7 protein-coding genes are annotated in these 12,574 nt (G+C 58.6%); 5 read left to right on the forward strand and 2 right to left on the reverse strand.

Going from position 1 to position 12,574, the window contains the following annotated elements; genetic code table 11:
* Positions 1-167: 167 nt before the first annotated feature.
* From G3O01_RS24030 to G3O01_RS45785, 5 genes are all read left to right on the forward strand, one after another.
* The gene (locus tag G3O01_RS24030; RefSeq protein WP_205808469.1) at positions 168-1,253 is read left to right on the forward strand and encodes a GlxA family transcriptional regulator; all 1,086 of its coding nucleotides are present in this window, start codon (positions 168-170) and stop codon (positions 1,251-1,253) included.
* Positions 1,254-1,511: 258 nt separating this feature from the next.
* Positions 1,512-4,286 (forward strand): type VI secretion system Vgr family protein, encoded by a 2,775-nt coding sequence (locus tag G3O01_RS24035; protein WP_205808471.1) that lies wholly within the window; start codon positions 1,512-1,514, stop codon positions 4,284-4,286.
* A gap of 2 nt (positions 4,287-4,288) precedes the next feature.
* Positions 4,289-5,833 (forward strand): hypothetical protein, encoded by a 1,545-nt coding sequence (locus G3O01_RS24040; RefSeq protein WP_205808473.1) that lies wholly within the window; start codon positions 4,289-4,291, stop codon positions 5,831-5,833.
* A gap of 6 nt (positions 5,834-5,839) precedes the next feature.
* Positions 5,840-6,925 carry an Imm72 family immunity protein gene (locus G3O01_RS24045; RefSeq protein ID WP_205808474.1) on the forward strand — a complete coding sequence of 362 codons (1,086 nt, stop codon included), beginning with the start codon at positions 5,840-5,842 and terminating at the stop codon, positions 6,923-6,925.
* A 127-nt stretch (positions 6,926-7,052) separates the two neighbouring features.
* A complete protein-coding gene (locus G3O01_RS45785; protein WP_205808476.1) occupies positions 7,053-8,015 on the forward strand; it encodes a T6SS immunity protein Tli4 family protein in 963 nt (320 codons plus the stop codon).
* 118 nt (positions 8,016-8,133) lie between these two features.
* On the opposite strand, the gene G3O01_RS24055 is transcribed toward G3O01_RS45785, so the two are convergent.
* On the reverse strand, positions 8,134-10,575 hold the full coding sequence (locus tag G3O01_RS24055; RefSeq protein WP_241024226.1) for a hypothetical protein: 2,442 nt from the start codon (positions 10,573-10,575) through the stop codon (positions 8,134-8,136).
* Positions 10,576-10,850: 275 nt separating this feature from the next.
* Complete coding sequence (zwf, locus tag G3O01_RS24060) at positions 10,851-12,335, reverse strand: glucose-6-phosphate dehydrogenase (RefSeq protein WP_205808479.1); 1,485 nt, start codon at positions 12,333-12,335, stop codon at positions 10,851-10,853.
* Between the last annotated feature and the right edge of the window lie 239 nt (positions 12,336-12,574).

Consider the following 12,574-nt stretch of genomic DNA (forward strand, 5'->3'; position numbering starts at 1 on the left):
GCCAGATGGGGGCGAACGCGCTTCGCTTCTGCGACAATCGGTGTCGGAAAAGGACAAGAGGCGCGGGCGCGAATCGGCGACGCTAGGGTTATCCCGCGTGCGCGCGCGTTATCAGCGCTTTCTGTTGCCTGTCGATTGAACTTGCCGGACCACTGCGCCATCGCGCCATGACCATTGTTGATTCGCTACCGCTGACTTCCATCGACGCGCTGCCCAAAGAGCGCATCCGTTTCGGCATCATCCTGCTGCCGAACTTCACGCTGACGGCCTTCTCGGGCTTCGTCGACATGCTGCGTCTGTCCGCCGACGAAGGCGACTACAGCAAGCCGGTGCGCTGCTCGTGGAGCGTGATCGGCGACACGCTCGCACCCGTGCGCGCGAGTTGCGGGATCCAGATCACGCCGTGGGAAACCTACGCCGATGCCGAACCGTTCGACTATGTGGTCGTGGTCGGCGGGCTGCTGCACTCGGGGCCGCAGGCCAGCGACGAGACCTTGCAGTTCATCCGCAAAGCGGCACGCGGAAGCACGACGGTGGTCGGCATCTGCACGGGCGTGTTCGCGCTGATGCGCGCGGGCGTGCTCGACGAGCATCGAATTTGCGTCAGCTGGTTTCACTACTGGGATTTCGTCGAGCGCTTTCCTTCCGTCAATCCGGATGCGCTGGTCGCGGACCGGCTGTTCGTGATCGATCGTCGAAGGATTACCTGCTCGGGTGGACGCGCTTCGATCGATGTGGCGGCGGCGATTCTGTTGCGACACTTCGAGACGGCGACCGTGCAGAAGGCGTTGAGGATTCTGCTGGTTGGGGAAATGCAGAAAGGGAACGCGCCGCAACCGCATCCGCCAGGGCTCGAGCCAGCGACGCATCCGAAGGTCAAGCGCGCGATCCTGCTGATGGAGCAGCATGTCGGGCGGACGTTGCCTCTGGAAGAACTGGCTTGCAAGCTCGATCTTTCGCCGCGGCAACTGGAGCGCCTGTTCAAGGCAGAGACAGGGAAAAGTCCGCAGGCGTTTGCGAAGCAGGTGCGATTGAGGACGGCTGCGTGGCTGCTGACGAGTTCGGATAGAACAGTCGCGGATATTGCTTCGAGTTGCGGGTTTTCGGATGCTTCACATCTTGGGCGTGAATTCAGAAAAGAGTTTGGCATGCCGCCGGTGATGTTCAGGGAGCAACGGGGTGGGACGCCGGTTGAGGGCGATGCGGCGGCTGCGTATGAGGAGACGTTTCCGGGGCGGGTGGATGTGTTTTGAAACGAAACGACGCTACGCTATTAAACCCCGATAATTCGCGCCGTCCGCCAAAGTGGATCATCGGATTCAAAGGGTGAAGAAATTACCCGGATCAATTCGATAATTCCGGCAATTTATTCACCCAATGTTAAATGCGAACTGCATAACGCGTTGACGATTTACCTTGCCGGATTTTTTAATAAATCTTAGATGGTTTATTCATCCGACTTTTTGTAGAATCGCGCGGGTTCACTAGCCGATATACAAAAAAGAGGCGTTATGGGGGCGCACGACATTATTGCGGCCATTTCGAGTGGCCTCGCGCAGAGCAATCGTTTGTTAAAGCTGGATACGCCTTTCGGCAGCAATGGTTTGCTGCCGCAGCGCGTAATTGGCCATTCGCGCATTGGGAGGCACTTCGAATTCACCGTCGACGTGATTTCGACTTCTTCCGGCATCGCACTCAAACAGCTGATTGCGCAATCCGTCACATTGTGGATCCAGCAAGCCGACAAATCGTATTTGCCTCATAACGGTTATGTGCACACAGCACGCCGACTCGGCTCCGATAGCGCGCTGACCAGTTATCAGATCGGCTTTGCGTCGTGGCTGCACTTCCTCAAGTTCAGACGAGACCAGCGTATCTGGCAGGATAAAAGCGTCGACGACATCATCAGCGATGTTTTTAATGCTCATCCACAAGCACAAGGACAATTCCGTTTCGCGCTTTCAAAGGCGCTGCCGACGCGTTCTTATTGCCGTCAGGATGAATACGACTGGAATTTCGTGCATCGCCTCCTTGAATCTGAAGGGCTGTACGGTTTCTGGCAACAGGCTCAAGACGGGAAATCGCACACGTACGTCATCACCGACAGCCTGTCGATGCTCGACACCCTGTCGCCGCAGACAGTAACGTTTTACCGCGCCGGAACGAACAGCGAGACGGATGCACTCACGCAGTGGTCCGGAACGCGCACGCTGCAGAGCACGTTGCTGAGCACCCGCACATTCGACTACAAAAACCCTGCGACGGGATACAACCCGAAGAGCACCAGCACACCGACGATGCCCAATCAGGGTGCGTTGCCCGCGCAGGCGGAAGTCTACGAATACACGGGCGCCTACACCTACGGCGAACAGGATCGCGGCGAAGCGCTGTCGCGTATCCGGATGGAAGAGTGGGAGTCGCGCGCCAGGCGCTTTCATGGCACAGGCGGCGTGCGCGGCATCGATACGGGGCGGCGCTTCGCGCTCACAGGACATCCGGATCATGATCACGACGCGGCCGGTCAGCGCGAATTCGCCGTACTCGAGACCATGTGGACCATCGAAAACAATCTGCCCGCTGGCACTGAGGCGCCCGTGTTTCCGCACAGTCTCCAGGACGCTATCGAAGCCACCCGGGCGAAGCACGAAGACGCGAGCCCGTTCATCGTGGCATCCAGTGACGGATCGGAAGGGTTCTATCGCATCGACATCGAAGCGCAACGCACGAACGTGCCCTATCGCAGCCCGTTCGACCATCACAAGCCTGACGTGCAGATGGAATCGGCCATCGTGGTTGGGCCACAGAACGAAGAGGTCTTTACGGACGCGTTGAACCGCATCAAGGTGCGCTTCGTCTGGGACCGGCTCAACAGCGGCGATGAACGCGCGTCGTGCTGGGTGCGCGTCGCCCAGTCGGATGCGGGCGACGGATATGGCGGCGTGCATCTGCCACGCGCCGGCGAGGAAGTGCTGATCGATTACATCGATGGCGATTGTGACCGGCCCATCGCGGTCGGGCGCGTCTATAACGGCGCGAACACGCCGCAATGGCATTCGAATGGTCTGCTGTCCGGTTATCGCTCGAAGGAGTTCGCCGGCAGCGGCTACAACCAGTTGGTCATGGACGACGCAACAGCTCAAAACCGCGTGCAACTCTATAGCATCAGCGCGAATTCATCGCTACATCTTGGCTATCTGATCGCGCAGAACGGCAACACGCGTGGAGCATATCTCGGCAAAGGTTTCGATCTTGGCACCGACGATTACGGCACAGTTCGCGCCGCGAAAGGTCTTTATCTGAGTACGTATCCGAAGGCGGCAACCAGCCAGCAAATGGATGCGACGGAAGCTCACCAGCAACTCGTGAATGCCGCAAGTGTGATCGACGCGATGTCGAGCGCGAGTCAGACGCATCAGGCGGAGAGTCTGAAAGACGGCTCTGCTGCGTTGAAGGCATTCACCGACGCGACACAGGATACCGTGGCTGGATCTTCATCAGGCGGACAGACCGCAGGCGGCGGCACCGGCAATGCGATCGCGTTCAAGCACCCCGTGATGGTGCTGGCGAGCCCGGCGGGAATCGGCATGTCGACACAGCAGTCGGTGCATGTTTCGACGCAGCAACAGATCAATCTGGTGAGTGGGCAGAGTACGCATCTGGCAAGTGGCAAGTCGCTGATCGCGAGCGTATCGCAAAAAATCAGTCTGTTTGCGCAGAATGCCGGCGCGAAACTGTTCGCGGCGAAGGGAAAGATTGACATGCAGGCGCATACAGACAACATCGAAGTGACGGCGCAAAAAAGCCTCAAACTGCTCGCCGCGACAGAGAACATCGAGGCCGCTGCAAAGCAGGAGATTCTGCTTACATCAGGTGGCGCGTATGTGCGCATCAAGAATGGCAGCATCGAAATCCATGCACCGGGCACGATCGATATCAAAGGCAGCCAGCATTCATTCGCGGGCCCGGCAGACACCGCTTACCCGCTTCCAGCATTGCCCGTTTCCCGCTATGCAGCCTCCATGCAGTACCTCTATCACGACAATGAGCCCGTGCAAGGCGCAAAGTACATCGCTACGCTTGCGGACGGCAGCACGCAGGAGGGCTTGCTGGACAGCACAGGCCGTATGAATCTGCATGACACGCCCGCCGGCCCCGTCAGTGTCACGCTTGGCCCGGATGCGCGCGCCTACAGCCGCAAGGACGCGACGCAAAACCCCGATTTCAAGGGTACGCAGCTGACCGACGCGGATATCGATTCGCTACTCAGCAAGCACGGGGGAGCCTGACCATGAGCTGGACACTCGAAGATTTCAAGCGTACCTCGCTGGAAGTCGGTCAATGGTGCTGGGGTACGCTCGAAGGCGCGTTCAACGAAAAGCAAACCATCAGCCAGGTCATCGTCGACGCCGTGATCGGCATGGTTCCCTTGCTCGGCGATGTCACGGCGACGCGCGATCTGCTCGCGGTCAGTATCGGCATGAGCACGGATGCCAGAAAGCGACAGGAAGTGATGCAATGGGTCCTGCTCGTCATTCTGCTGTTTGCGTTGATTCCTGTCGTGGGTGGCGTAATCAAGGGTGTCGGCCGGCTGGCATTGCGCGTGGCGGGTGACGTCGCCAAAGATACGGAACTGCTCGCCGAGATCGTCCAGTTTTTGAACCGGATGGGGCATGGCAATGCGCCGCAGTGGCTCAAGGCCCTCGATGTCGCCAGGTACCAGGCGCAGCTTCTGGATAAGTGCAGGGATTTCTGCTCGACGGTTCGACTGGCCATTCGCAAATCACTCGATGCGCGCGTCGGGAAGCTACTCCCGGATGTGTGGCGAACCAGGCTGGAGCAGGTGCGCGATGGTTTTGCCGTGTTGCAGGATCTCGCGGACAAGATGATCCCGCAAGCACTCAAGGAACTTGATGCCAGGCTCAAGGCATTGCAAAACCTGGTCTATCGCGGTGAGATTCATGAGATCGCGACCGGCGGTGTGCCGAGGATCAAGCGTGAAGCCGAGGCCTATCTTGAAGAGCGCAAACTCGCACGACAGATTCGTCAGGGGCGCTTTCCTTCTTCGGAATGTCAGGCGGACAAGGGTGCCATCGAAGCGAGATTGCGGTCGAAGTATCAGCCCAACATCGACCAGGGTTGGCCAGATATCCTCAAGACACAAACGAGAACCAGTCCGTCCTTTCCAGGCACGCCGGTTTTTCAAACCGTCGCGTCCTTTCATGGTGAAATCCAGGCTGTGGACGCCAGTCATCTGGCAGGAAAGACACTGTTTCGCGTGTTTGGCGTAAAACGCGCACCCGCGCCCGAAACGTACGCAGGCGGCATGTTTTGGGGCTTCGGCAAGGTACCCGAAAGCGCCGAAGAATGGCGCTCGCTCTCCGCTGTGCTCGACGAATGGAATGGAAACGGCTTCATCGCAATTCTGCATTTCCCTTCTGACCTTGCTCATCAAATGCCCGAGGCAAAAGGATGGGTCGGTCAGATTGCAGAGCAGTTCGGCAACGAAGTTCCGGCACAGTATCTGGAGGGCGGCGGCCAGCAACTTTTTATCAACCTGGGCGAGCTCAGCAAGGACATCTCGACGATGGGCAATAACCTGAAAGCCGGAGATGCGATCGCACCCATTGAAAAAAACGGCGTCAAGGTTGAATTCCATGCGACCAACTGGACTAACGTCAGCGGCGTCGTGGGCTATAGCAAGTTCTCTGACGACATCAAAGGTGCAGTACGAACCCGGCGGCTTGCCAGTGACGAAATTCGAACCAAGGTGACGAACAGCAAAGTGACGGCTGCCGCACGAACCGACACTTCGAATAATCAAAGCGCGGATTGAGCCTCGATGAAACAGTACGACATGAATGACGATGTGACGCGGCGTCAGGTGTTCTGGTTGCTCCAGCGACTGACGAGCTACACACTGTGGGAACGAAAGCGCGACGCATGGGAGGCATTCACGCGCGCCTATGAGACCGCCATTAGAACGTGGCCAAAAAGCCAGCCCGAACAGATGGAAGCGGACAAGCTGCCGCGCATTTACGATGTCCTGAGCCTTTATAACAAGGGCCTCGAAGATCTGGCAAAGGGTAATCGCATTGTCTGGAACTTCGGACAAGCGTTGTATGAAGCGGAACGCAGCGCCGCAACGATCCAGAGCAACTTCTATCGCGACCCTGAATACTGGGAGCGTGGGATGCAACTACAGCCCTATCCACCTAAAGTCGAAGCGCTCAATCAATTGATGATTGCCGCGCAGTATCAGGGCGACCAGGCACCACTGGAAATCGACTATGGCGCATCGCATCTGGGCGCCCAATGGTCCAGCCCCGGCCTGCTACTGAATCCGGACGCGTACGACTATGGTTTCTTTGTGTTGCCCTACCCGGTCTTTCCAGAGCCGCTACCCGAGGTTCCGGAACCGGGGGATGTGATTATCCAGTCAGGTGAAAGCGTGCCAGTCGATGGCATATGGGAGCCGGTCGATGTCCGTCAGGATCGCCTGCTAGGCATCATTCCGTTCGGCGAGAAGGTCATGGCAAACAATGGCTGCTTTAACTATCTGGTGAAGGGGGTCAAGGCACCCAGGATAACGGGCCAATATAACGAGGCCACGTCGCGCACGGAGCAGGTGGAAACGCACTGGCAATTGCTATGGGAAGATCGTCGCTACAAGGATGGCACGCTCCCCGACGAATCACAGTACTTTCTTCAGGCGCAGGCAAGCAGGCCCGTCGATGCGACCAGCAATCCTGGCGAAGTCAGCACGGGAGAGCGTTGCCCTGTATCCGGGCTGTGGGCGGCGAAGGAGTATGACGTGGCCCCCGTGCGCGTGCTGGCAGGCTCGACGATGCCGGACCTGCTCGTACGGGACAATCTCGGCGAACGCAAGGTGCATTGGGTTACCTGGCGATTGATCAAAGCGGACTGAGAGGTGCCCGTGCTGCGCGAGCAATTCGCTTACGGGCTTTGCTTAACATGCCAGTAGTCAAGGATGTGATGGACATATCCCGATACGCGATCGTCGAGCTCACCCAGAACGGCGATTGGGGAAGCACGTGATTCGATCGCCTCTGGTAGTTGCACTATCAACCGTCATTCTGTTCTCGTCATTGCCGGCTTGCACTAGCCGTCAGGATTCCATCATAGGTCAATCTCACACCGCCTCGGGTAACGAGCCCGCCAGGACCCTATGCGTCGGCCGATATACGATCGACCTTCCGCAATCCGCGACGGATGTGCATCTCGCACAAAGCTTCCAGGGCGTCGATATCGACGTCACTTACCCTGCAACGAGCGCAGCGCTCGACGAGGCGCTGAAGCGCAAACTGGCCGATGATGCGAAACAGGTCGGTTCTGCGCCGACCCTCGTGCCAGCTCAAACAGGCGACAGGGACGAGGTCGTTCAGGTCTGGCAAGGCGGTGACAATCTCTATTCGGTACACGGCGTGCTGCTCAGGAATGACACCGGTTTTGTGTTCAGCGCTGGCGTCACAGGTGAATCGCTTCAGGAAGCCAAAGCGGTGATCGGCAAACTCGCGCAGACTATCCAGTTGCGCGACACGCTGGCCGTTCCTGCTCAGCAAGGATTTTGCATCGAACGAGGATTCATTCCTGGCGGATATGCCGGAGGGGAAACCGCCACGCTATCCGCCAATATTCCGGCGCGCGAAGCGTCGCTGCTGGTGTCGACAAATTCCGAGGCTCAGAACACAGGCGGCGGTTTGCTCACGCGTTTGATCAGCCTGCCCGTTCCGCTTGCGAATCTGATGTCCAGCGACACCGAAATCTTGCGCCGTGGCGAAAAGACGGTAGCGGGAAGAACAGGCGACGAATATGCGTACGTCGTCAAAGAATCGAAAGACGTATCGTTCGAGTGGAATGCGTTGACGGGAAACAATCACGCCAGTGAGCCTGCGATGAAAATCGCCATGGATACCGGCTCGGCTGTTTCTCCCGATGGCCGGGGCGCACTGATGAATCTCTGGGAAGACCTGCTGACGTCCGTGAAACTGCGTTGAGCGGCGCTGGAAAAGAAGGCGAAGAAGTCACCTTCTTCGCCTCCTGGATCGATTTCTCGGCATCCTGACCCATATAGCGCATGCGCCTGCCGCACATCACGCCGATCCCCCTTCCCCCCTACTGCCCCGTATACCCCACAGGCCCCGTGTACTTCCCCGAAAACACATTCGCATTCGTCGACACGACGTAAATCGGTGATTCAGTCAGCGTGAGGTTCACCACACCATTCATATAAGCAACCGACACAGGATTGCCCATCATATCGATCACCGTGACGTTGCCGCTCGTGCCGGGCGAATCCACTGTCAGCGCATAGCTGGTGCTATACGTCGAACTGTAGATACCCGATGACGTCGGCCAGTTCGCGTTGCTATGCGTCCATAGCGCAGTGATGATGCGTCCGTTGTTCAGTTGCTGGAACGCATAGCCATACACCATCGATGGCAAGCCGTTCAAACGCCCCAATGTCTGCGTGCCGTCGATCACGCGCGTCAGCGCAGCGAATGCGAGTGCCACCGGCTTCGGACTCACATTGCTCACGCCATACTGCCCCTGCGGATTGACGATGTCGAAGAACGTGCCTTCGCCGACATCGGCGGGATAATCCGCGCCATAGAAAAAGTACGTAACCTGCACGCCCTCGCCGAGCATGATCAGATGCGCTCGCAGCGCAACAGCTGCTTGCCCGTACAACTGGTTTGCTGGCGGATAGCTCGCGCCATACGCTGCGCCGGCATCGTAGCTGATGCCGAGTTCCGTCACCCACAAGCGCATATTCGGCTTGACCGTCTGCATTTGCGCCCGCAACGAACGCATCTGCTGATCGAGTGCATTGGCGACATTGGACGGATTCGGATCGGTGTCGTACAGCTCCGGCGGATGCGCGGCATAGGTGCCCGCGTTGTAATACCCGTGCGTCGTCACGCCATCGATGTAATTACCGATACCGAGCGGCCCATAAGTCGACAGATAGCCTTGCGTGCACTGCGTCTGGCAATTGGCGGGGAAGACATTCGTCGTGCCCATCACGACGGCATTGGGATCAGTCGAATGCAATCCTTTGTACACGGCCGCATACATGGCGATGAAGTTGGCCGTGGAATCGACCCATTGTGGCTCCCATGTCACCTGGTAGTAGTTGTTCTGCTGATTCGGGAAATACGCTTTTCGAATTGCATCGCTGTCGCTGCCGACACGCGCCATGTAGTTCTGGTAGTAGGTCAGATTGGCCGGCGCATTGGTATCGTCCTGGAAGCCGCCTGTCGAGCTGGCCCACGCTGGAATACCGTCGAGCCGGATAAGACGCATGATCTTTCCATTCGTATAGAACGGGTCGAGACCCGATAGCGACGGCGTCCATGTGTTCGCGCCATTGGGTTCCATCGCTGACAACTCGCGATCGTCGATCGTCTGCGAGATGCCGAGTGCGGTGAGCATCGCTGCGTTGTCGTTGAACCCTTGCATGCCGAAGCGATGCTGCTCCTGGTGCGCATAGCTCACTGCGGGAATGGTGCTGGACAGATTGGGCAGGATGCCGAACGTTGCGATGCCTGCGGGACGCGTGCCCGCTTGAGGCAATGTGCCGCCTGCGTGCGAGAGCGTCGCCGTCATCGCGAAGTAGCCCGCGATGGAGGATGTACAAGACAGCGTGTTTGTCTGCTTCCCACTCGATACCGCAAACGAGCCGCTGCCCTTGATGTTGCCCAGTTGATCCTGCATCGACCAGACAACGGTATCGGCGGAAGTCGCCGCCGTCACGAACGATAGCTGGAATGCACTGCCTTGCGCGAACAGGCGCGTGCCGTTGCTGCTCGGCGTATCGGCGGCAATCAGGCCATTGGTCGTTCCGCCCGCTGTTGCAGTCGGGTTGCCGCAGGAGATGGCGCCTGTCGGTGTCGGTGTCGGTGTCGGTGTCGGTGTCGGTGTCGGTGTCGGCGTTGGTGTTGGTGTTGGTGTTGGCGTTGGCGTTGGCGTTGGCGTTGGCGTTGGAGTCGGCGTGCCCGAAGTTGTCCCCGACGGAATCCAGCAGTACTTGCCGTATCCGTAATCGGGATCGGTGCCGAAAGCGGCGTTCGAACAGGCCGTGCCGTTCGTAAAGACCTTCGACACGTTGTGCGAAGTCGTGCTGCCGCCATACAACACGGTCATCGTGCCGGAGAACGCGCAATAGCCATTTTCGGCGGCGCATTGTGCCCACGAACCAGATGGAGATGGAGATGGAGACGGTGCCGGTGCAGGTGTCGGCGTAGGCGTAGGCGTAGGCGACGCAGCATTACTCGCGTACCAGCAACTCTTCGCGTACCCGAATGCGGGATCCGTTTGCGACACGGCTCCCGTCGAGCACTGCACGCCATTCGTGAACGGGCCGTTGATGTCGTATTGAAGCGTCGGCGAGGTCGTGCCGTAAACGACCCGCGCGGTGCCGCTGAACGCGCAGTACTGGTTTTCGGTCGCGCAATACGTGTATGTCGTCCCGCTGATCGTCAACGAGCTTTGTGCGTGGGCGGCACCGGCCAGCATACCGCCCACGCGCGCGAACATGAGTAGCGCACGTTTCATGACAGACTCCGCGACGGATTCGTCGGAACCCTCTCGCGCGATAAATCGCACTGAGGTTCGAGGCGTGATCACTGCCGATCTGCTCGTAAAACTACGTGCTATTAGATTCGCGTTATCTCCCTGCTATCGGACAACAAAAAGCAAAAATCGGAAAAAATGTCTTAAACGTGCACCTATTAAGTAAAGTTTGCTGACACGTCGCTTTCAGACGATAGAAAAGAAAAAGGCGAAGAGGTTGCCCTCTTCGCCCTTTACCGACGGAGTGTCCTTCCGGCTTATGACTCTTCCGACCAGACCATATTCTCTCTGGCCATCATCGCCGTCGAAGCGCCCGGCCCGAAGGTCCCGGCCGTATAACCGCGCGGCTTGTCGCCGTTGCGCTTCCACGCCTCGATGATCGGATCGACCCACGTCCACGCCGCTTCCAGTTCGTCGCGACGCATGAAGTGAGTGAGCCTGCCGCGCACGACGTCGATCAGCAGACGCTCATACGCTTCCGCGCGACGGCTCGTAAATGCCTGTTCCAGATCGAGATTCAGATTGACCGGCAACGTGCGCATGCCGCTACCCGGTTCTTTTGCCAGCATCTGCAACTGGATCGCCTCGTTCGGCTGCAACTGGATCACGAGACGATTACCGCAATTACGCGGACCACACGGACTATTCGGCATGATCGAAAACGGCATGTCCGCGAACTCGATCACGATCTCCGACAGTTTCTTCGCCATCCGCTTGCCCGTGCGCAGATAGAACGGCACGTTCGCCCAGCGCCAGTTGTTGATATGCGCGCGCAACGCGACGAAAGTTTCCGCGCGGCTATCGGGCGGCACGTTCGCTTCTTCCAGATAACCCTTCACCGGCTCGCCGTTGACCGCGCCCGCCGTGTACTGCCCGCGCACCGTATCGCGCGAAATGTCTTCGGCCGTCATCGGACGCAGCGAGCGCAGCACCTTCAGCTTTTCGTCGCGCACGGCGTCCGCGTCGAGCGAAACAGGCGGCTCCATCGCGACGATGCACAGCAATTGCAGCAGATGGTTCTGCACCATGTCGCGCATCGCGCCCGTGTGATCGTAGAAGCCCGCGCGCGTACCCACGCCGACCGACTCCGCCACCGTGATCTGCACGCTGCGGATATACGGCGCCTGCCACAGCGGCCCGAAGATCGCGTTGCCGAAGCGCAGCACCATCAGGTTCTGCACGGTTTCCTTGCCCAGATAGTGGTCGATCCGGTAGATCTGATGCTCCGCGAAATGCTTGCCGACGGAATCGTTGATCGCCTTCGCCGATTGCAGATCGTGACCGAGCGGCTTCTCCAGCACGACACGCGAGTATTCGTCGAGCAGACCATGCTGCGAGAGGTTGTCGCAGATCGTCGTGAACAGTTCGGGCGACGTCGACAGATAGAACACGCGCAGCGCATTCGGACGCGATGCTTCGGCAAGACGTTGATAGTCGCTTGCCTGATCGACGTCGACGCGCACGTATTCGAACAGCGACAGAAAGCGGTCCCAGGCGGCCGATTCGAACGCGCCGGATTCGATGAACGGACGGCTCTGCTCGTCCATCCATTTCAGATAATCGTCACGCTGCCATTCGCGGCGGCCGATCGCGAGAATGCGCGTTTCGGCGGGCAGATTGCCGTGCGTGTGCGCCATATAGAGCGCGGGCAGCAGCTTGCGGGCTGACAGGTCGCCGGCGCCGCCGAAGATGATCATGTCGAGCGGGCGGTCCGGCGAAACAGGAGCGGAGGAAGTCGTCATAGCGCGATCGCAAAAATTAACTGCTGGGAAATACGCAAGCCTGTCCGTGCTGCCCCGTTAAACCCCATCAAGGCAGCGCTGAAAGCAGGCAGGTTTGCGCGAGACGACTATGTTGCAACGTTTTGCGATTGTTTGCACGCTTACTGACGTGATTACTGACGTGACACGGCACGGACGTTCGTTCCGCTTCCTCTTTGCTTCGAGCCTCGCAGCCTTGCACGCGAGGCGCGACTGACGGC

The sequence above is a fragment of the Burkholderia sp. Ac-20365 genome, from assembly GCF_017104715.1.
GTDB lineage: Bacteria > Pseudomonadota > Gammaproteobacteria > Burkholderiales > Burkholderiaceae > Paraburkholderia.

Coding starts and splice junctions, on each gene's coding strand:
- zwf (WP_205808479.1), bottom strand. CDS start 12,335: ATGACGACTTCCTCCGCTCCTGTTTCGCCGGACCGCCCGCTCGACATG.
- G3O01_RS24035 (WP_205808471.1), top strand. CDS start 1,512: ATGGGGGCGCACGACATTATTGCGGCCATTTCGAGTGGCCTCGCGCAG.
- G3O01_RS24055 (WP_241024226.1), bottom strand. CDS start 10,575: ATGAAACGTGCGCTACTCATGTTCGCGCGCGTGGGCGGTATGCTGGCC.
- G3O01_RS24045 (WP_205808474.1), top strand. CDS start 5,840: ATGAAACAGTACGACATGAATGACGATGTGACGCGGCGTCAGGTGTTC.
- G3O01_RS24040 (WP_205808473.1), top strand. CDS start 4,289: ATGAGCTGGACACTCGAAGATTTCAAGCGTACCTCGCTGGAAGTCGGT.
- G3O01_RS24030 (WP_205808469.1), top strand. CDS start 168: ATGACCATTGTTGATTCGCTACCGCTGACTTCCATCGACGCGCTGCCC.